The sequence below is a fragment of the bacterium genome (assembly GCA_035703895.1).
Taxonomy (GTDB): Bacteria; Sysuimicrobiota; Sysuimicrobiia; order Sysuimicrobiales; family Segetimicrobiaceae; genus Segetimicrobium.
The window spans coordinates 1-20,559 of record DASSXJ010000021.1 but is presented as its reverse complement, the minus strand read 5'-3'; the positions used below and the strand labels follow the sequence as shown (position 1 = coordinate 20,559).

The window sequence follows — 20,559 nt, the reverse complement described above, 5'->3', positions numbered from 1 at the left end:
CCCTCCCATGACTCTGAATCAGAGAACTTCCGTTCTGGCGCCCGCACTCCTCCCCGTCAAGGTTTGCGGGCGCGCACCAGCAAGAACATGGGCCGGCGTCGCTCATCGCGCGCCAGCGGGTGGTCGTGCAGCCACTGCTCACTGGGGATCGGCTCGACGACGCGCTCCACTACGAGCCCGGCGTCCAGGAGGCCGTTGATCAGCGTGGCCAGCGTGCGATGAACCTTCCGCACGCCCGGGACGAACCACATCTCTTCACGGGCGCCCTCGTCGGCGTAGCGGTCCATGCCCCAACGCGTGCGCCGGCCTGCGCCGTCGAGCACCCAACCGTCGCCCGGCAGGCGCGCCGTGAAGATGGGGTGCTCGGTTGAATAGACGAGAACGCCGCCGGGCGCCAGCCATCCTGCGATGCGCAAGACCAATGCCCGATAATCGTCCACGTAATGAAACACCAGCGAGCTCACGACCAGGTCGAACCGCGCTGGCGGAAACACCACCTGCTCGACCGCCTCACGACTGTAGGTCACACGCGGGTGGGCCCACTCTGCCCGCGCCAGGGCCAGCATCCGCTCTGACACGTCGACGCCTACCACCTCGGCCGCTCCGGCCGTGGCGAGGTGGTGTGCGAGCTGTCCGGCCCCGCATCCGAGGTCCAGCACCCGCCGGCCGTCTACTTCGGGGAGAAGCGCCAGTAGATCGGCATGCTCCATAGCCCGCTCCCACCCGGCGCCGAAACGCTCGAGGGTCGAATACCCGGCGAAGAAACCTGGGTCGTCATAGATGTTCTGAGGTTTCTTAGGGACGTCGGACATCGGGAAGACCCTCTGCGAATTGAGTTCGCCTCAGCGCTCCTTCCGGCGAATCACCATGGTCTTGGCGCCCTCGAACATGATCGCCGCGGCCTTGGCCCGGAAACCACTCCAGTCGCCCCGAATGCGCGCGAGCGGCGTCAGCGTCGACACACTCGCGGGGCCGCTCTGCTGCGCCTGGCCATAGCAGAGCCGGATGCCGCGGTAGGCGGGATGATAGTAGACATAGCCGGGCCAGTGGAGGACCTGGCCGTTCTCCGCGGTGTCGAGACCGATCGGCAGGGCTCCGTCCTTGCCGTCGCCCCAGAACCGGAGCATCTGGCCGCTCCACTTGGTGTTGGTCACCCGCCCCGCGAGGGGCAGCGCCTTCCACAGCGCGTCGGCCGTCCGAGGCGCGGTTGCGTCCAGCAGGGACGCCGTCACCGTCACCCCGTCCAGTTCGATTTCAATCGGCCGCCCGGCGGCCGCGGCCTCGTGCGCGTGAGGCGCGGGCGCCTCCGACCGGCGGAACTGAATGCGTTTGGCGCCGTCCCACTGCAGGTGTTCCGCGGTCTTGGCCAGCCGGGGGAGTTCGTCCTCGTCGATGGCGCCCAGCGGCGTGAGGTACAGGAAGCCGGCGGTCCCACGGAACCGCGCGGTGCCGTAGGCGATGGCGATTTCTTTGATCGGTGGATAATACACGATCTCGCCCGGGGCCTGGTACGCCTGCCGGTTCTCGGTTTCCTCGACGGCGATCGGTGCGTGCTCAAACATCCGGAACATGTCGCCGCTCAACTGCGCGTGCACCGCACGCCCCTCAAACGGGAGGGCCTTCATCACGGCCGCGGTGGTCCTCGGGGCCGTCTCCTCGAACAGGGCCGCATGAAACACCTCGTCGCCGAGCACGATCTCAATCCGCGCCATGCTCTCGCCTCCTTCTCCCGTCTCCGCCGGCCGTTTCCTACTGGAGCGCCGGCATCACCTTTGACGCGAACGCCTCCATGTCCGCGAATAACTGGTCTATGGTGTCGACCAGAAAGACAATCCCGAGGTGCGACGCGCCGGCGCCTTGAAACTCCCGGATCTGTCCGGCGATGGCCGCGGGCGTCCCCAGGAGGTTGCCCGCGCGATATTCGGCGAGGATCGCGTCGTCCGGGCGTTGCGTCGCCGCCGCGATCCGCCGGAAGTGCTGAGACCCTAGAACGCGCTGCTCGGCCTCGCGGTCGCTCTCCCCGAACGCGAGCCAGGTCTGGACGTGCAGGCTGAGACGGCTGGCGTCCCGGCCGTGTGCGGCGGCGGCCTCCCGCACGGCCGCCCATTCGCGCCGCGTTTGCTCGGGGCTGCGGGCGCCGATGATCAGGCCGTCTCCCAGCCGCCCGACGCGCTCGAGGCCGGCCTGCGAGTGCGCGCTAACATAGATGGGAAAGGGATCCTGCGCCGGTTTGGGGGCCAACTCCACGCTGGCGAAGTGGACGTACTTCCCCTGGAAACTTGCCCGCCGGTCGGCAAACAACGTTCGCAGGCCCTGAATCCCCTCGTCGAGCATGGTGCCGCGGTGCGCGCCCTTCAGGCCCGCGTGGACGGCTTCGAATTCCTCCCGGTACGCGCCCAGGCCGACCCCGAGCATCACGCGTCCGCCGCTCAGCCGGTCCAGCGTCGCCACCTGCTTGGCCAGCAGGACGGGGTCCCGCTGGGGCAGGGTGATGACGCTGAACATGAACCGCAGCCGCTCCGTGATGTTGACGAACCCGGCGTACGTCACGAGCGGCTCGTAGAAATTCGGGACCTCCGCCTGCGTCGCGCTGACGCCGTGGGGCGTCGTCAGGTGGTCATTCGACCAGATCGAGTAGTAGCCCAGTTCCTCGGCGCGGCGCGCGACCATGGCCAGAGCCTCCGGGCGAACGAAGCCGACCGGGTACGCCGTGCCTTCGCGGCACCCAGGGAAGCCAACACCGATCCGCATCATGCGCGCGCCCCCGCTGACCTAATTTTCGGTGGATAAGTGCGCTGCTGGCGATTGAGCAAACGCTCCCTCGGGTCCATGAGCACCTGAAGATGGGTCATTCACCGCCGCAGCCAAGCCCCTTTGAACCGCATGATCCCGTCGGGGATGGCAGGAACCCCTTGGACCTCCGCTCGTGTACCGATCATCAGGTTGAGAAACACCAGGAAGACCCATGGGGCGTCCTCGATGATCAGCCGCTGAATCTCGCGGTACAGCCGAATGCGCTCTGGCCCGCTTGGAATCATCCGGGTCTTCTCGAAGAGGGAGTCCACCGTGGGATTGTTGTACGAAACGGAGTTGACGTTTCCGTGTGTGCTGAAGTGATTGTACATGGTCCCGTCGATATCTGGCCGCGGCGTCCAGGAACCGATGGCGGCTTGATACCGCTTGCCCGTGACGCGATCGATCAACGTGGTGATCTCGTAGGCCCGAATGTTGGCGGTGATGCCGGCCTCCGCGAGCTGCGCCTGGATGAGCTCTGCGAGGCGGGTTTGCTCCGGCGACGCAGAGATCTCCAGCGTGAATGTGAACCCGTTCGCCTGACCACCGTCGGCGAGTTTTGCCCTGGCCTTCTGAAGGTCATGGTGGTACCCGTACTGGCTGACGGACGGGTCATAGTATTCACGATACACAGGGGAGATCGGACCATAGGCGGGCCTCGCCTGGTCAAAATAGATCGTCGTGACGATTTGATCACGGTTGACCGCGTAAGACACCGCCTGCCGCAGCGCCTTGTTGTTGAACGGCGGCATCGCGTTGTTGAGCCGGATCATCGGCCAATTCGCCCCCGGGAGCACCGTGGTGTGAAAGCGCGGATCCCCCCGAATGGCGTGCTGCTCGCGGGCGGGGATGACATCGACGACATCAAGACCGCCCGCCCGCAGGTTCGCCATCTTTACCGTTTCGTCGCCCATGGGGCGGTAGGCGATCTCATCGAGATCGGGTAACCCCTGCTCCCAGTACCCGGAGAATCTCTTGAGCGTAATGTGATCGTTCTTCACCCACTCGACAAACTCAAACGGTCCGGTGCCCACGGGGTGGAGCGCGTACTGGTCGCCCCACTTCCGTATGGCCGTGGGCGAGGAAATGAATCCGGGGCCCTCGGTGAACCAGGCGAGAAGAGGCGTGAAGGGTGCCGTCAGCGCCAGCTCGATCGTCGCGGGATCCACGACGCGGACTTCCCTGATCGGCGCAAGGATCGTCCGGAACGCCGAGCCGGTAGCGGGATTCAACATCCGGTCGATGTTAAACTTCACCGCGCCGGCGTCGCATGGCGTGCCGTCATGGAAGCGCACGCCATCTTGCAAGCGAAATGTCAAGCGCACGCCGTCGGGCGAGACCGTCCACGACTTCACGAGCCCGGGTGCAATGCTGAAGCTGGGGCTCTGAGAGAAAAGCGGAGTATAGATCGAATAGAAAATCTGCCGCTCGGATATGTTAATGTAATGGGGCGGGTCCAGCGTGGTCCAGTCTCCTGTGATCCCGACACGCAACGACCCGCCCCGGACGGGCGTGTCGGCCCCGGCCGCAGATGCCCGGGGAAGGCGCGCGAAGAATTGGGATAAGGGACCTGCGGCGACCGTACGGCCTGCTGCGACGCCTGCAGACGTCAATACCTGGCGCCTCGTGAACCTCTTCATGACTTCGCCCCCCTCAGTAATTGGTTCGGCGCCTCCCTACCCCCGCGATCTTCCGAGAATTCATCCTATTCCACCCGGCTCAACCGGAACGGCTGGACCCCCTCCAGCCAGACGCGCTCACTTGCCTTGACGAGCTCATCTAGGTTCGCGATCACCTTGCCGATCACGGACACATGCATCACGAGCGACAGATCCGGGTGGCGCCACTCCGCCCGCCCGTAGGCGAACCCGATCTTCTTCGACCGCGGGAAGTAGATCATGTCGCCGGCCGCGAGCACGTGTCCCTCGTTCTCGACCTCGGGGATGCCGATATCGTAATCGCCCTCGGTCCGCCACGCGTCGCCCGACCACTTTACCTGCACGGCACGGTCCGCGATCGGAAGCGCCGCCCACAGTGCCTTGGTGGTACGCGGCGCCGCGGTGTCGAGCAGTTTCACGCGTCCGATCACGTTGGCCAGTGCAATCAGCAATTCCACGGCTATCCCTCCTCCCGGCGAGTTGTCATCGTCTTGGCACCCTCAAACTTGATCGCCCATCCCCCGGACGTTCGACAGGCCGGACCGGGCCCCCGCGTCACGTGCGCAGCCGGGGATCAAGCACGTCTCGAATGCCGTCCCCCAGCAGGTTGAGGCCCAGCACGGTGATCATGATCGCCATGCCGGGCGCCACCGAGGCCCACGGCGCCTGGTCCAAGAACGGATAGCCGTACCGCAGCATGGAGCCCCACGACGACGTCGGCGGCTGAACGCCGAGGCCCAGGAACGACAGCGTCGCCTCGGTCAGGATCGCAAAGCTCACCGTCAGCGTGCCCTGGATGACGACGAGCCCCAGGAGGTTCGGGAACAGATGGCGTCGCAGGATGCGGCCCACCGGCGCTCCCACGGCCCAGGCCGCCTGGACGAATTCCATCTCACGGAGCGAGAGCACCTGTCCGCGGACGAGCCGCGCGAACTGGGGCATCGCGACGACCGAGATCGCCAAGGTGGCATTGATAAGGCTAGGGCCGAGCACGCCCACGATGGCGATCGCCAGGATCATGGTGGGGATCGAGAAGAGCAGGTCCATCAGCCGCATCAACGCGCCGTCGATCCACCCGCCCCAGAAGCCGCTGGCCATGCCTGCGGGCATGCCGATGACCGCTGCGGTCGCGGTCGCGGCAACCCCCACCCCGAGCGAGATCCGCCCGCCCGCGAGGAGCCTGCTCAGGATGTCCCGGCCGAGGTCGTCGGTGCCCAGCCACCATGGAGGCGAGGGGGGCACCATCACCGCCGACACGTGCACTGCGTCCGGTGGCTCCCGATCCCATGCCGGGCCGGCCAGCACCGCGATCGCCGCGCCCAGGCAGATCGCGGCTCCGACGCACGCGAGCCGGTGTCGGGACACGAAGCGTCGTGCACCCGTGAGCCTTGCCGCGGGGAAGCCCGGCGCCTGGCCGCCGGCGGTTGGCCCGAGCCGGGTGGTGCCGGCCTGCCTATCCATACCGAATCCTGGGATCGGCCCACGCGTAGAGTACGTCCGCGATGAGGTTGGCGGCGATCAGCGCGAGGGCCATGAACAGGACCACTGCCTGGAGCACCGGGAAGTCCCGGCCCAACACGGAGTCGACCGCGAGGCGCCCGAGGCCCGGGAGGGCGAAGATCGTTTCGGTGACGACGGCACCCCCGAGGAGGCGACCAGTCTCCAGCGCCACTACCGTGATGATCGGGATCAGCGCGCTGCGCACGACGTGCCGCAGCACCACCCAAGGTTCGCTGATGCCCTTCGCGCGCGCGGTGCGGACGTAGTCCGCCTTGACGACGTCGAGAACGCTCATCCGCGAGATGCGCAGCACTACCGCGGTGTACGACACGGCCAGCGTGACCCCGGGCAGGATCATGAGCCGCAGGTTGGCGCCCACGCCATGCCAGGGCGGCACGTAGCCCGACGGCGGCAGCCAGTGCAGGCGGACCGCAAACAGGAGGATGAGCAGCACGCCGAGCCAGAACGCCGGCATGGCGAGTCCGAGCGCACCCATGCCGGAGATCAGGGCGTCGAGGCCCGTGTTCCGCCGCAGCGCGGCTAGGGTCCCGAGGGGCAATGCCGCAAGGATCGCGGCCCCCATCGTGAGCACGGTGAGCTCGATGGTCACGGGGAGCCGGGCGACGACCTCCGAGGCGACGCGCGACTTCGACCGGAACGAGTACCCGAGGTCGCCGTGGAGGGCGCGATCCAGCCACAGCCAGTATTGGACGTACAGCGGACGGTCGAGCCCAAGTTGGTGCCGGAGCGTGCGTGCGACGTCGGGGCTCGCGAGGTCTTCGCCGAGCAGCGTCGTGACCGGGTCGCCGGGGGCGAGGTGCAGCATGGAAAAGATGCCGATGCTCAAGAGCAGGAGCAGCGGCACCGTGACGAGCACGCGATGGAGCAGGAACCGCAACATCACACAGACGGCTTCTGAGTTTGGTTCTCGACCTCGGTCAGGTACGTCGTCACTTGAAGCGCCAGGCGCTCGATGTTTCCAGCCAGCCTCGCCGCTCCCTCGTCCTTCGTCGCGTACCGTGGATCGGCGTCCCGCGGGACGGTGAAGTCGGGGGTGGGATGTCCCTCGAATGCGGCCCCGTTCACGATACCGTAGTCGCAATAGCGTAGCGGCGTCTCGATCGAAGGAAGCGCGCTCAGGTCGACGCTCTGCGGAACGGCACTCATCATGAACGCCGTTTCCCCGCGGTTGGCGTGTCCCGGATCGTTCGCCGCCGACACCGGGGGGCTCCCCGCCGACTCGTACACGACCCGCACGCGAGGGGGGTCGGACTCCTCCGCCGCCACCCGCCGCAGCGCCCGCATATGGTTCGTCGCGCCGTGCCCGTTGACGATGATCACGAGCCGGTACGGATCCAGCTTGAGCAGGCGGATGATCTCGCGGATCACGACCGCGAACGCCCCTTCCTCGACGTACAGGCTCTTCACCGGGTTGTCGGGAAAATCCATGCCCACGATCCGCTCGTGGCCGTGAAAGCCCAGCGCCTGGACGCTCTGCGGGCCCGCCACGGCGCGCACGGTTTCGGTGCCGAGAAAGAACGGCGGCAGCACCACCCCGCCGACGCGTCGGGCGGCGCCCACGGCGACCCGATGGGCCGAGATCGCATCCGTGCCCATCGGCAGGTGTGGACCGTGCCACTCCAGCGGCCCGACGGGCACGAAGGCCACGGGGCATCGGCGACGCGCCTCCACGATCTGCGGGGGGCGCATCAGTTCGAATTCCACCAGATCGCTCATGGCTGGTATCCGGCGACATTCGTGATGATCGGGTGCCACTCTAGGTCGTCGTCCAGCGGGAAGATCGGCCGGGTGACGTACCGATACGGCAACCGGCTGAACTCCATGTCCGCGTACCCCGGCGTTAACGCCAGGATCTCTCGCGGTGCGATCTCGCGCAGCGGCGCCATGAGGTATCCCAGCTTCACGATCACCATCCGGTGCTGCAGCGGGTCAACGCCGGCCTTTTGGAAGTCCGCGGGGCTGTGGTAGACGTACCGGCGGGTGGAAATGAGTACCCGGATACCGTTGACGCGCAGGGTAGCCAAGCCCGCTTCGTCCGATGTGGACGGCGGATGGTAGACGTGATCAACCGTGCCCGTCAGCGTCACCGGCCCGCCGTGCGCCGAATCCATCTTGCCCCCCACCTCGACCGTCACCGTGCCGCCGACGCCCCGGTTGAAGCAGGCCTGCGCCGCCTCCGGGTCCGGGATGCCCGCCACAATCGCGTCGGGGACGTTCTTGGCGAGCAGGCGCGAGAGGAAGTGCGTCGAGTCGCCCGGCGCCCCCGCGGTCGGGTTGTCCCCCGAGTCGGCGATGAACACCGTCCGCTCGGATGCCCGCAGCGCCGCGTCGATCGCCTCGTCGGCCGTGCGTGCGACCTCCTGGTCGAAGGTGAACTCGCGGCGGCGGTCCCACATCGCCTGCGCCAACCGCCGTGCGTGGCGGCGCGCCTCCGGAAGGTGTTCCTCGTCTTCCGCGACCACCACGACGCTGGCGCCGGCGTGCGGAGCGTCGGCCCAGCCGAACCCGATGAGCACCTCGGCGTTCAAGATGCCCGGCGCCTGCTCGATCTCCCGCGCCATGGCGAGCAGGGACCGCATCGGCTCGACCGCGGTCGTCGCCCGTTCCCCGGGGAGTAGGAGCGGCAGGCGGATGAACACGGGGCGAGGCCGCAGGTAAGAGCGGATGCACCTGGTGAGCAGGCCCAGCGTGCGGTGCAGGGTCTCGGCCTGGTCGCGGTGCGGAGCCGTGCGGAAGCACGCCCACGTATCGGCCTTATTTGTGAACTCCTCGGTGAGGTTCGCGTGCGGGTCGAGGCGGACGGCCAACGGGGTCTCCCTCCCCACCACACCGCGGATCATCCGCACCTGGTCGGTCTCGCCGCTCCACACGTTTTCCACGAGCATCGCGCCGTGCAGGATCAGGCAGATCCCGTCCAGCGGACCCGCCCGCCGGATGCCCTCCACCAGCTCGTCCCGCAGTGCCAGGTACGTGCGTTCCTCCACGACCCCAGAGGGACAGCGGGCGCTCGCGACGAGGATGGGGACCGGGTCGAATTCCAGCGCCCCGGCCGCGTCGGCGAGGCCCGGGTATTCGAGGGCCTGAGCGCCGCGGAGCACCCTGAAGTCCTTCATGGTCTGCGGCACAGGCGAAAACGTCAACGCCTCGTGGCTGATCCCGGCGATCCCGATGCGCATGGGGTCCTCCTATTTGATGGCACCGCTGCTTAGTCCCTGGACCACCCACCGCTGCAGGAACACGAAGATGGCGACGAGGGGCAGGCTGGCCAGGGTCGAGAGGGCCATGATGCCGTTCCAGTCCCGCACGTACTGGCCGAAGAACGCGGCCAGGCCGACGGTAAGCGTCTGGGCGCGCGGCGTCTCGCTGAGTACCACCGCCAGCAGGTACTCGTTCCACGATCCGATGAAGACGAACGTGCCGACGCCGATCAACCCCGGCACCGCGAGCGGGAGCACGATCTTCCAGAGGGCCTGGGCGCGGATGCATCCGTCGACCATGGCGGCCTCCTCCAGTTCCTCCGGGAGCGAGTCGAAGTACCCCTTCAGGAGCCATGTAGACGTCGGGAGGAGAAACGCGGTGTTCACGATGATCAAGCCGAGCAGCGTGTCGTAGAGCCCGACCACGTGCGCGAGGTGGAAGTACGGAACGATCAGCGTCACCCGCGGCAGCATCAGGAGGGCGAGGATCCCCATCAGCATGGCCTTGTTGCCCGGGAACTTGTAGCGGGAGAAGCCATACGCGGCCAGGGAGCCCAGCACCAGGGCGAGGCCGAGGGTTGCCAGAGCCAGGACGGCGCTGTTCAGGAAGTAGTGCCGGTACGTGGGGTTCGCCAGGATGCGCTCGAAATATTGAAACGTGAGCGCCTTCGGCAGCAGCGTGGGCGGATAACTGAGGATCTCCCTGATGGGGCGGAGGCCGGCGCCGACCATCCAGACGACCGGCACCAGGAGGAGCGCGGCCGACGCCACCGAGATACCGACGATGAAGCCCTGATGCACTCCATAGCGGATGCGGCGGAGCGGGGGAGGGGCGACTACCACGACTCGCTCCCGCGCCGCGCCAGGATGCGCAGGTACATCCAGCAGAAGAGCGTGAGTACGACGAGCATGATCGTGCTGATGGCCGAGCCCTTGGCGAGGTTGCCGTCGAGCAGCGCCGTCCGGTACACGTGGAACGCGACCGTCTCCGTGGCGCGGCCCGGCCCGCCCCGTGTCAGGATGTTGATCAAATCGACGTGCCCGAACGTGAGGATCACGTCGAGGGTGGAGATCGCGATCAGGACCCCGCGGAGTTGTGGCAGCGTGACGTACCAGAATCGCTGCACGCCCCCCGCCCCGTCCACCTTCGCGGCGTCGAACAGATCCGCAGGAATGGCCTGCAGCTCTCCCAGGATCGCCACCATATAGAATGGATAGCTCTTCCAGACGTTGACGGCGATGACCGAGGCCAGCGCGATCCGGGCGTCCCCGAGAAACTCGAACGGCTGGGCCCGCCCGAACACGCCCACGGCCAGATAATTGATGAGCCCAAACGGATGATACAGGAGGGACCACATCAGCCCCGCGGCGGCGGTGGAGAAGACCCACGGCAGGATCAACGCCCCCCGGGTGACGTTGCGGAGGGCCCGGCTGAACCAGACCTCGTGCAGCAGCAGGGCGAACGCCATGCCCAGCAGCAGATGCGCGGCCGTGGACGCGACGGTGAAGATGGCGGTGTTCCGGAACGCGTTCCAGAACACCGGATCTTGCAGTACCTGCCGGTAGTGCGCGAATCCCACGAAGTACCAGCGCCCCGCGGCCACATCTCGGACGCTCATCGCGACGACGTTCAAGATCGGATACACCGCCGTCGTGAGGAGATACAGCAGCACGGGAGCCACGAAGACATACCCGGCCGCGTAGCGCGGAAGGCGGCGTCGCGCTCGCACCTGCGACGGCGCCACCGGCTCGGCGAGCGCCCCAACGGGACTACGGAAACCGGCCAACGCGATCTCCCAAACGCTGCTCAGGTACGGGCACGCGGGCCGCCCCGCCGTGCGTCCCGCGGGGAGACCTGGCGATCCCTGGGTCGAGAACGGCTACTTGGTCTTGTCGAGCTCGGCCTGCCACACGGCGGCCGCTTCGTCGAGCGCTTGCTTGGGATCCTTCTTGCCCGTGACCCCCTCCTGGAAGGCGATCTTCAAGGCGTCGGTGAGCTTCCCGGCTTCCGGCAGCACGGGAGCGACAATGTTGTGCGCAGAATCTTGATTCGAGAAGTCCGGGATGTTCTTGAGGATCGGGTCGGTACTGCTCTTGAGCGATTCCACCGCGGCTTTGGTGGCCCACGGCAGGCTGATCGTCTTCGTCATGTTCACTGAGACGTCTCTGGAGTACAGGTACTGAAGGAACTTCCACGACGCGTCTTTGTTCGGCGACTTCGCGCTCATGCCGACGCCGCTGCAGCTCCAAAAATACCCTCCGGTACGGGCCCGCCAGGCCGGGGCATACGCGAGCTTAATCTTTGGATCGATCTGCTTGGCCTTGGACCAGATGAAGGGGCCGTCGATGATGGTCGGGACCTGGCCGCTGGCCACGTACTCCAGCATCTGCGTCTGGTCCTCGCCCAACGAGCCCGGCACGACGAGCCCCATATTGTAGAAGTCCTTCCACCACTTCAGGGCGGCGACCCCCTGCGGCGAATTGAACGCCACCTTGCCGTTGTCGTCGACCAGTTGACCGCCTTCTTGCGCCAGACGAAAGCCGAAGTACCGGCCATAGAGGAACCCGCCGTCGGACAGCGGCATGCTCATGCCGTACCTGTTCCCGGTCTTATCCCGCAGGCGCCGCTCGACCTGAACAAATTCGTCCCAATTTGCGGGAGCCTTGAGCTGAGCCTTGCTGAAGAAGTCGACGTTGTACGCGAACTGGTAGGTGATCAAATACAGGCAGAGAGACAGTGTTTTGCCGCCAAATCTCCGTGGGGCCGTTCCCGTCAGGCTGCTGGCGAACGACTTGTCCTTCGCCAACCAGGGATCCAAGTTTTCCACGTACCCGAGCTTGTTGAGGCCTGACAACCAGGTGCCTTCGACGCCGAAGACGTCGTAGTTCTCGCCGCCGGCCGCCGCCGCGTTCAACTTGCCCGCCATCTGCGGATACGGCGTATCGACCACCGTGACCTTGATGGACGGGTTTGCCTTTTCGAAGTCCGCGATCAGTTTGGCGTGATTGGGCGGGCCCCACTCGTTCACCCACCACTCCAGCCACTTGAGCTCCACCTGCGTGCCTGGTGCCGCCGCGGCGTAGGGCGCGACCGCGAATGCGAGGAAGGACGCGAGCAGCACGGATATCCATCGAAACGGTTCGGTCCGCATGTCTCCCCCCTGGGTGAGGCGGCAACGAGCGACGCCGTCCGTCCGGAAACGTTTGCGGTCGTCGCCGCTGCCCTTTTGCGCGGACCATTCTCGTCCCTCTCGCGCTAACCCTCCCTCCGCCGCGTCCCGGCGCCGTGGTGCTCATTGGGCGCCGGCTATACGGCGGGGGGGCCGGAGGCCTCTGTGACGAGCTGCGCTGCCTAGGGCCGGATCTGAACTTCCTGACGGCTGCCGAGCCCTCTCGCGTTGTCAACAAACCATACCCGGCTCGGTCGAAACCGGTACACCCGCGCAGGCCCGAGCGCCCTCGCCAATGTCGGTGGGGGATTGCGCCAGTTCTCAAGAAACGGATATTTGGCCGCATAGAGCCCCATCGGATGAAGCGCTTCCGCAAGCGGCCCCACCTGCTCGGCGGTCCCTTCCATTTGAATGCCCTGAATCATCTGCCAGTCGCGATAATCCTCTTGAATGGTCGCGGCGGCCCTGCGCGTGCGAGCGACATTTTCCGAGTGCCGGGTGTGAGGATCGGAGAGCCAGTACAGGTCGAAACCGTCATTGACGTAGAACAACGCCGCCGCCCACGGTCCCTCCAACCCGACGGTCGCGAGCGTGAGCGTATTGTGACTCTGAAGGTAGGTCAGGACCTGCTCACGCAACGGTAATCCCATGCCCAATTCCCTCCGTGGGTGACAGGCAGGCCGTCCCGTTTCGCGCTTTGCCGGCCCGCCGCACGATCGAGCGGATCAGAAAATCCGACCGAGACCGATCGCCGGTGGCACCGTAGGGAGCGGCGCGGGCACGCCCGGCCCGTGCAGCTGCTGCCACGAGACGATCGTGATCCCGTGCCCAAACACGCTGAGGGCGAGCGGGTCAAACCGCACCGTGACCGCCCCGTCTCTCAGGCTGAAAGATGGATGCGGTGTGCCTTGGTTATCGTGGTACATGGCGCCGATCTGATCGACCATTGCCCTGGGTTCGATCGCCATCCCATCTTGCGTGTAGATCAATCCATCGACGATCAGCGCGCTCTCCTCGCACACGACCAGACGGCCGGTTCCGCTTATGCGCTCGCCCCCACAGACCTCCGCCGGCACTGGGGTCGCTTCGGGAGCGCTGAACACCACGAGACTCGGGAGCCGCCTGCCAATCGCAGACGAAAGGTCATGCCGGTTCGTCAGCGTAAGCTTCTTGCCGATGATGAGATCCCCCGCGACTGCGAGCGTGACGTTACCGGAGTCGCCTCCCAAGTTCCAGTCGCGGAGCAGCTCCACCGTCCCATTGACGTAGATCGGGCCCCGCAGGAACTGCGTGGGATGCGCCGCCAGATAGAACATGAGCCGGAAGAACTGCATGCGTTCATAGAGGGAGTCTGTCTTGCCCCCCAGGCCGACAATCCGGTTGAGATCCGCATTGGCCGTGTTGTGGGCTGCCAGGATCTGAAACCCCTCTGGATCGAGCGCGAGGGGCGGGAGTCGCTCCTCCCGGATGTCGTTGAAGTAGACATGGTGGACATAATGGGCGGCACGCAGGGCGGCCACATCGCGGATATCGGTCACATCGTTTCCCACCGTGAGGCAGGCGTACGCAGTCCCGCACCGGGTCGGGAGAGGGCCGGTCGTGGGTTGTGCTTTGATGATGTCTCCGAAGACTGACAGCACCCACGGCGCGGCATCGGCTGCTGCGTTCGGGTTGTAGTCCGGACGCTCAGCAAACCCGTACAGCCCATAGTCCGGGACGGTTCCCTCTCTCAGCGCCACCGGCTCAAAGCGCTCTTCGCTCAGCGCATTCACGCGGACGTCGGGGTCGCCGAAGCTGATCTCGCTGAACGACCCCACGCTGCCCCCGCCTCCGGGCGTCCCGACGTGATTGGGAGCCAGGTACAGGCGGGACGCCGCCCCCTGGAACTGGACCCGCCCCACCCCGAAGAGGGCCGCGAGAAACGGCGTGCCCCCCACGGCACATGCCCGGACCCGCGATCCTATCGTCCGCCCCAGAAAGCCAACCCCTCCTTGGACGTCCACTGTCTTCAGGCCGGGCCCGCACCCGTCGGCTGCCGGCCCGGCGTCCACCCAATAGGTGAACCGGCCGCTCCCGTACGCAGCCGTCACTCCGCTTGCGGGAGTCGTGTAGGCCGCCGGATCGGCCGAGGCTGAGACCCGAATCTTCGCTTCCTGAAGGCCCGCCTGAGCAATGTAGAAACTCCGGGCGACGGCGTGCTGAATGGAGGCGTGGGTCAGGTCGGTGTTCATCAATCCGACCAGCGCGATACTGATCACGGTGACGATCAGTACCGTCGCCAACACCGCCAGCATCGCCAGCCCCCGCTCGTCCTCCGGTGCCATCCTTGGGGTCGTTGGGGCGCGGCGGGGTCTCTTGCTCATCGATTCTGGGGCAGAAAGAAGGTCTCGTTGTAGAACGTCGTCGGAGACCGGTGCAGGGAGGTCCGCGATTGCTCGCGGATCCCGATGGAGATCGACGTCGGACGTGGGGTTCCCGCCGGCTGCAGTGCGACCGATGCGCCTACGATGTGGGTTCCAACCACCGCAAATGGCTCGAGCGCCCGCGGCGGCCATGTGACCGCCGGAAATGTGGTGGCCGGCTCGCATCGAAGCCGCAGCTCATTCGACGCGACGTCCCGCCAGAGGTACATCGTCGCCTGCCAGTTGGGCGCGCCGTCGATTAATTGGAACGTCCCCGCGCACTTGGCGTCGCGGGCCGTGACGAACCCGAGGCACCCTTCGTACGCGCCGGTGCAGCCCGCCTCGGCCGTATAGACTCTCAACCGCCCAGGGGCGGTTGTCGTCTCATGGAGGGCGCGCGCCACGCGATCGAGGGCCAACCGTACGTCCTGCTGGGCCGCCAGTCGATCGTTGATATCCCGCGAGAGGGTGAAGGTCGGACCATAGAGATGATAGATCGCGAGCAGCACAAAGCTGAACAGGGCGAGCCCCACGATCACGTCCACCAAGAGATAGCCCTTTGCCAGAGATAGGCCCCTCATGGTTGGACTGGAGCCGCCACCCGGGTCTGGAGCGTCCGGGAATAGGTGACCGGGTTGCCCGCGCAGTTCGCGCCGGGTCCGGCGGCGCAGGCTCCCGCGCGCGCCAGTTGCCAGGTGACTGTGACGGTGAGGTCCAATCGTGCCGGGTCGGGGGCTTCGACAGTGGTGCGCACCGTGTAGGCGCGCCCCCCCTCAGCCGGAATTTGGCGGTGCGCCTCGGTGTTGTTCTGGTCCTTGAGCGTGTCGGGGGGAAGGGCGAGCAATTCCTCCATTCGAGCCCGAGCGAGGTTGGCGGCGATCGTCGAGGTCTCCGCCGCGGTACCCGCGGACAGCGCGACCAAATGGAGGCCCACCAAGCTTACGAGGACTATTCCAAAGAGCGCGATGACGATCACCGTCTCGATCGTCGTGAACCCGTCTGCTCGCAGTCTCGTGTTCATCGGCTCCGCGCGTCACCCATCCTTGAATTGTCGGTCAATCGTGGAATTAGGGGCAGGCGGTTGATCTTCCTCCGACCAAGGGGAGGAGGTGCGAGAGCACGATTGAGTGGGGGGTGTAAGGGGCGGAGTGGCTGAAACGCGCTGCCAGCCGCCCAAACAACGCCAGACGGCCGGCAGCGTACGGGAGGCTAGTTCTCACGGCTGTCCAACCGCATCTCGTCGTGATACGGATCCTTGTCCGCGCCGGAGACGATACCGAGTTGAATCGGTTCGGCTTGGACCACGACAGGTTCGACGGATGAGTCGCGATCGCCGTAATTTCCCTCGTCGGCGAACGCTCCCGCCGCCGGGAGAAGGATGGCCACCCCAACAAGCAAGGCCATGAGCATGTTCCGCATTGTCCTCCCTCCTTTCTGTTAGGATGGCTCCATCGTAAGCTGGGGAGGGAAATTTGCAGATGAACTGCTTCACTAATAGAGTGTGATACTTGTCACCCTCCAGCGCTTCGTGCGAGAGAAAGGATTATTATGAACAAGACGATGTTGATCTCGGCGGAACGGGCTTTATTAGGAGGTGAAGAGATGCCAGAGCCACCGACGCGTCGCATCGGGTTCCTGGGGCTGGGATACATGGGATCCCGTATGGCCCGCAGACTGCTTGACGCCCACCATCGGGTAACCGTGTACAATCGGAGCGCGGACAAGGCGCAGCCGCTCCTGAAGGCGGGGGCATCGCTCGCCGAGACGCCGAGAGCGGTGGCTGAGGAATCGGATGTGATCCTGTACTCGCTGGCTGACGACGCAGCCGTGAGGGAGGTGATCCTCGGGCCCGGGGGGGTTCTCGCGGGGGCGCGCCGCGGCAGCACACTGATCGATCTCAGCACCGTTCTGCCCGAGACCTCGCGCGCGGTTTCAACGTCGGCTCTTTCGACGGGGGTAGTCGCGATCGATGCGCCTGTCTCGGGCAGCACCGTGCAGGCGGAGCAGGGAACGCTGATCATCTTTGTCGGCGGCGAAAGAGAGGCGTATGATTCGAGCGCCACGATTTTGGGCACACTCGGCCGTCACGGGTACATGGGGGCCAGCGGGGCGGGCGCGACCATGAAGCTGGTCACGAACACTCTCCTCGGCCTGGGGATTCAGGCGCTCGCCGAGGCCGTCGCGCTTGGACGCAAGGCCGGGCTGGATACAGCACTCATGCTGGGCGAGCTAGGATCGACGTCCGTTGTGTCCCCTGCACAGAAGGGCAAGTTCGAGAACGTTACGCGGGGCGAGTTCCCCGCTGCCTTTGCGTTGCGAATGATGTCCAAAGATTACGGCCTGATCCTACGGCTGGCGGAGTCGCTCTCGGTGGCGATGCCCGCCGTGGCCGTGGCCAAGCAGATCAACACTGTAGAGCTGGCCCGGAGCAAGGGGCGTGAGGAGGACTTCTCGGCGGTCGTCCGCACGATGCAGGAGTTGTCGGGCATCGGAGTCTAGATCGCGCTCCAGTGGAGAATGCGCGTCGCGCTGACGTGGCCCAACTGGGAGCCTCGTAAGCACCCACCGCGATGATCGTTCATCTCCTCGACGGCACATACGAACTGTTCCGCCAGTTCTACGGCCTTCGTCGCTACAAGAAGGGCGAGGATCCGCCCTTCGGCGCCGTTATCAGCGTGCTGCATTCCGTGTTGCACATGATCGACACGGGGGCAACCCACGTCGGTGTGGCGACCGATCACGTCATCGAGTCCTTCCGTAACGACCTCTGGGCTGGCTACAAGACCGGGGAGGGCATCGAGCCGGCACTCCTCGCGCAATTCCACCCGCTCGAGGAAGCGCTCACGGCCATGGGAGTGGCTGTATGGCCCATGACCGAACTCGAGGCTGACGACGGACTTGCCTCCGCGGCGCAGATCGCGTTTGGGAATGTGGGCGTGGAGAAAATCTGCATCTGGACACCCGATAAGGACCTGGCGCAGTGCGTCCGCGGCGAGCGGGTAGTGCAGGTTGACCGTAAAGGACAGAAGATCCTCGATGCGAAGGGAGTGCGGGCGAAGTTCGGGGTGGAACCCGTCCTGATTCCCGACTTCCTCGCACTCGTCGGCGACTCGGCGGACGGATATCCAGGTATTCCGGGGATAGGTCCGATCAGGGCGGCACGGCTGGTGAATCGATACGGCAACATCGAGGACTTCCCGCCGGCCGTACTAGGTGAGGACCGACGCGACCTGGCGCTTCTATTCAAAGATCTGGCGACGCTTAGGACCGACGCGCCTCTCTTCCGCGATGTGGACGAGCTGCGGTGGCGCGGCCCCACCAAAGCATTCGCGGCGTGTTCGGAGCGCCTGGGAGATGCCCACCTTTTGGAGCGCTGCTTCAAGACTCGTCACGAGCCCTCGGTGGGTTGAGACTGTATAAACCCGGACACTGGGTACCGCTACTATCTGCTCAGGTCCGCCGCGCCGGAAGGCGTCGAGGCGGGCGCATCATCTGTTATTCCCTCGAGCGTTTTCAGCCGCGGTAGAGGGGACGGAAGTAACCATAGGAAGCCGGCGATCGCTCCGACGGTAGCGATCCAGAGCGTCGGTCGAATCCCAATCGCGCTCCCAAGGAATCCGCCCGCGAGCGAGCCGAGCGGCCGGACCCCATAGTTCACGACGGTGAATGCTCCGGAGACGCGAGATCTCAGATGATTCGGGATGAGCGCTGCGGCGATCGATCCGAAGCTGATATCGAGGACCATCACACCCAGGCCGGATCCGAACCGCGCGGCGAACAAGAAAGCCAGAATCAGCAAGGCCGGTCCCTCGGCGGCCGGTACAAGCACCAGGGGCAGCGGGAATAGCACGCATCCGAGAATGAAAGTCGGGCCTATGCCGATGCGCCTTCCCAGCCATCCGGTGATGGTTGATCCGAACACCGCTCCGACTGCGCCCGCGCCCAAGACCGCACCGAGCATCACGGGCTGTACGCCGAGTATTCGCGTCGCATAGAGCACGAACAGCGCGGAGAACATGAGGTTGAAGAAATTGAACGTCGCCCCTGCGGCGACCGAGGCACGCATGACCGGCGATTGCAAGATGAAACGAGCGCCCGCGAAGACCTGACCGTGGCCGCTTTTTTCAGTTGGTGGCTCGGCGGGCGCTATCCGGCCGAGGAAGAACGCGGACGCGAAAAATGAGACTGCGTCGGCGACGAGCGCAAACGGCGCCGAAAAAACCTGGACAAGGAGTCCGCCGAGGCTCGGGCCGCCCACAAACGACAACGCCCGGCTTCCATGCAAAAGCGCGTTGCCTTCGACATATCGATCGCGGGGCACGAGGGAGACGAACAGCGCGCCGTAGGACACCATGAACAGGACGCTGAGCGTCCCCACCAAGAACGCGACTGCGTACAGGTGGACCATCGTGAGCCTGCCAACGGTGTATGCGATCGGGACGGTCAAGAGAAGGACGGCTCGTCCGATATCGGCGGCGATCATCACCTGACGGCGCCGGCCACGCCGGTCAACCCAAGCGCCGGCGTGGAGGGCGAACAGAAGCGTCGGTACAAGTCCCGCCGCAGTGAGATATCCCATTTCTCGCGCTCCGGCGTGCAGGAGCAGGACAGCCAGAAGAGGGAGCGCCAGCAACGTGATCTGATCGCCGAAGAGCGAGATTAACTGTCCGGCCCAGAACGCGCGAAACTCGCCGTTCTCCCTGAGCAGCGCGGGCACAAATGATCGTTGGCGGGCTATTCGCACGTTACACGCAGCGTCGATTTTGACGTGCCGTGGCCGGGACCCGCCTGCCCGCTCATTTTCGAAAGATATCTTTCGAAAGATTACTTGTCAATGGAGGTCCATCTTGCTTCCTGTTCGGCAGGGACCTAGATTGGGACAGGTGAACAATTCTTAATTCTGGTGCCGGTGCGGTAGGGACAAACGTGCCCAGGCGGCCGCCGAGGTCATTGGTGCTCGTGCACGGTGCGGGTAGCGGTCCGTGGATCTTTGACGAATGGAAGTCGGCGTTCCCAGGTATCACCGTTTCCGCCGTTGACCTGCAAGAAGACCTCGACGTTGCGAAGGCAAGCATGACGGCCTACGCGGCTGTGGTCACAACTGCGGTCCAGCGTCTGGATCGTCCGGTTGCACTGTGCGGCTGGAGCATGGGGGGTTTGACAGTGCTTCATGTCGCTCCTGTTGTGAAGCCGCACAGCGTGATTGTTCTTGAGCCGAGCCCTCCAGCAGAGGTTCAAGGTTTTCATCCCGAGACGGCCCTATCGTTCGGTACGTTTGACCCGGAGGCGGTATACGGCCCCGCTGCCCCGGGTGAGCGTTGCCGGCCCGAGTCGCTCCTCGCTCGATGCGAGCGGAAACGCGGGATCTCGGTTCCATCACTGCCCTGCCCGTCGCTTGTCGTCTACGGCGACGCACTCCCAGCGGAGCGAGGCCCTCGGGTGGCCGCATTCTATGGAGCACAGGAGGTGTACTTCCCCGGTTTCAATCATTGGGATTTGATTATTGAGCCAAGGGTCCGCATCGCCATCGCTCGATTCTTGGGGGTGGAGCGTTGAACGCCCTACGGATGGCTCCAGTTCCTCGGAACGAGCGTGACCGCCTATTCAAAATGGCCGATGAATACTGGCGGCAAATACGGCCCACCGGCGACCATTTTGCGAACGATCCCGCTGCCCGTTCCAAGTACTTCGATGATGAGTTCTGGAACCAGAGTACAGACAGGTTTCTGTGGTGGGCCAAACTTGATGAAACCGTCATCGGCTTTGCGAAGACGGAATTGCTAGAAGACCCGGTGTGGGAAAGGCTTGGCTACATTGG

General features: G+C 65.3%; 21 protein-coding genes. 3 read left to right on the top strand and 18 right to left on the bottom strand.

Translation table 11 applies throughout. From position 1 onward, the window contains the following. Positions 1 to 56: 56 nt before the first annotated feature. The 17 genes from VFP86_01570 to VFP86_01490 form a co-directional block, all read right to left on the bottom strand. Positions 57 to 812 carry a methyltransferase domain-containing protein gene (locus VFP86_01570; GenBank protein ID HET8998314.1) on the bottom strand — a complete coding sequence of 252 codons (756 nt, stop codon included), beginning with the start codon at positions 810 to 812 and terminating at the stop codon, positions 57 to 59. A gap of 30 nt (positions 813 to 842) precedes the next feature. After that, on the bottom strand, positions 843 to 1,712 hold the full coding sequence (locus VFP86_01565) for a DUF3830 family protein (GenBank protein HET8998313.1): 870 nt from the start codon (positions 1,710 to 1,712) through the stop codon (positions 843 to 845). Between the two features lie 37 nt (positions 1,713 to 1,749). Beyond that, positions 1,750 to 2,754 (bottom strand): TIGR03619 family F420-dependent LLM class oxidoreductase, encoded by a 1,005-nt coding sequence (locus tag VFP86_01560; GenBank protein ID HET8998312.1) that lies wholly within the window; start codon positions 2,752 to 2,754, stop codon positions 1,750 to 1,752. A 98-nt stretch (positions 2,755 to 2,852) separates the two neighbouring features. Further along, positions 2,853 to 4,433, bottom strand: coding sequence for an ABC transporter substrate-binding protein (locus tag VFP86_01555; protein ID HET8998311.1), 1,581 nt, complete (start codon positions 4,431 to 4,433; stop codon positions 2,853 to 2,855). A gap of 65 nt (positions 4,434 to 4,498) precedes the next feature. After that, the gene (locus tag VFP86_01550) at positions 4,499 to 4,909 is read right to left on the bottom strand and encodes a DUF3830 family protein (protein HET8998310.1); all 411 of its coding nucleotides are present in this window, start codon (positions 4,907 to 4,909) and stop codon (positions 4,499 to 4,501) included. Positions 4,910 to 5,006: 97 nt separating this feature from the next. Continuing rightward, a complete protein-coding gene (locus VFP86_01545; protein HET8998309.1) occupies positions 5,007 to 5,912 on the bottom strand; it encodes an ABC transporter permease in 906 nt (301 codons plus the stop codon). Further along, on the bottom strand, positions 5,905 to 6,852 hold the full coding sequence (locus tag VFP86_01540) for an ABC transporter permease (protein ID HET8998308.1): 948 nt from the start codon (positions 6,850 to 6,852) through the stop codon (positions 5,905 to 5,907). Before VFP86_01540 ends, VFP86_01545 begins: the two co-directional genes overlap by 8 nt. After that, positions 6,852 to 7,688: a creatininase family protein gene (locus VFP86_01535; protein ID HET8998307.1), complete on the bottom strand. Its 837-nt coding sequence runs from the start codon at positions 7,686 to 7,688 to the stop codon at positions 6,852 to 6,854. The genes VFP86_01540 and VFP86_01535 overlap by 1 nt, the downstream gene beginning before the upstream one ends. Then, entirely contained in the window at positions 7,685 to 9,148 is a 1,464-nt protein-coding gene (locus VFP86_01530; protein HET8998306.1) for a M81 family metallopeptidase, read from the bottom strand. The genes VFP86_01535 and VFP86_01530 overlap by 4 nt, the downstream gene beginning before the upstream one ends. Positions 9,149 to 9,157: 9 nt before the next feature. Further along, the gene (locus VFP86_01525) at positions 9,158 to 10,012 is read right to left on the bottom strand and encodes a carbohydrate ABC transporter permease (GenBank protein HET8998305.1); all 855 of its coding nucleotides are present in this window, start codon (positions 10,010 to 10,012) and stop codon (positions 9,158 to 9,160) included. Next, positions 10,006 to 10,956 carry a sugar ABC transporter permease gene (locus VFP86_01520; GenBank protein ID HET8998304.1) on the bottom strand — a complete coding sequence of 317 codons (951 nt, stop codon included), beginning with the start codon at positions 10,954 to 10,956 and terminating at the stop codon, positions 10,006 to 10,008. Before VFP86_01520 ends, VFP86_01525 begins: the two co-directional genes overlap by 7 nt. Before the next feature lie 93 nt (positions 10,957 to 11,049). Beyond that, the gene (locus VFP86_01515; protein ID HET8998303.1) at positions 11,050 to 12,321 is read right to left on the bottom strand and encodes a sugar ABC transporter substrate-binding protein; all 1,272 of its coding nucleotides are present in this window, start codon (positions 12,319 to 12,321) and stop codon (positions 11,050 to 11,052) included. Positions 12,322 to 12,521: 200 nt separating this feature from the next. Next, positions 12,522 to 12,989: a pyridoxamine 5'-phosphate oxidase family protein gene (locus tag VFP86_01510; GenBank protein HET8998302.1), complete on the bottom strand. Its 468-nt coding sequence runs from the start codon at positions 12,987 to 12,989 to the stop codon at positions 12,522 to 12,524. A gap of 75 nt (positions 12,990 to 13,064) precedes the next feature. Continuing rightward, on the bottom strand, positions 13,065 to 14,663 hold the full coding sequence (locus VFP86_01505; GenBank protein HET8998301.1) for a hypothetical protein: 1,599 nt from the start codon (positions 14,661 to 14,663) through the stop codon (positions 13,065 to 13,067). 35 nt (positions 14,664 to 14,698) lie between these two features. Then, complete coding sequence (locus tag VFP86_01500; GenBank protein HET8998300.1) at positions 14,699 to 15,322, bottom strand: hypothetical protein; 624 nt, start codon at positions 15,320 to 15,322, stop codon at positions 14,699 to 14,701. Further along, positions 15,319 to 15,762 carry a hypothetical protein gene (locus tag VFP86_01495; protein HET8998299.1) on the bottom strand — a complete coding sequence of 148 codons (444 nt, stop codon included), beginning with the start codon at positions 15,760 to 15,762 and terminating at the stop codon, positions 15,319 to 15,321. Before VFP86_01495 ends, VFP86_01500 begins: the two co-directional genes overlap by 4 nt. Positions 15,763 to 15,950: 188 nt before the next feature. After that, a complete protein-coding gene (locus VFP86_01490) occupies positions 15,951 to 16,160 on the bottom strand; it encodes a hypothetical protein (protein HET8998298.1) in 210 nt (69 codons plus the stop codon). A 183-nt stretch (positions 16,161 to 16,343) separates the two neighbouring features. Here VFP86_01490 and VFP86_01485 point away from each other — a divergent pair, with 183 nt between their 5' ends. Both VFP86_01485 and VFP86_01480 read left to right on the top strand, forming a co-directional pair. After that, complete coding sequence (locus tag VFP86_01485; GenBank protein ID HET8998297.1) at positions 16,344 to 17,240, top strand: NAD(P)-dependent oxidoreductase; 897 nt, start codon at positions 16,344 to 16,346, stop codon at positions 17,238 to 17,240. A gap of 71 nt (positions 17,241 to 17,311) precedes the next feature. Then, positions 17,312 to 18,151, top strand: a complete 840-nt coding sequence (locus VFP86_01480) for a 5'-3' exonuclease H3TH domain-containing protein (protein ID HET8998296.1) — start codon at positions 17,312 to 17,314, stop codon at positions 18,149 to 18,151. Positions 18,152 to 18,183: 32 nt separating this feature from the next. On the opposite strand, the gene VFP86_01475 is transcribed toward VFP86_01480, so the two are convergent. Beyond that, on the bottom strand, positions 18,184 to 19,485 hold the full coding sequence (locus VFP86_01475; protein HET8998295.1) for an MFS transporter: 1,302 nt from the start codon (positions 19,483 to 19,485) through the stop codon (positions 18,184 to 18,186). An 808-nt stretch (positions 19,486 to 20,293) separates the two neighbouring features. Here VFP86_01475 and VFP86_01470 point away from each other — a divergent pair. Beyond that, positions 20,294 to 20,559, top strand: a 266-nt coding sequence (locus VFP86_01470) for a hypothetical protein (GenBank protein ID HET8998294.1), incomplete at its 3' end; no start/stop codon positions are given.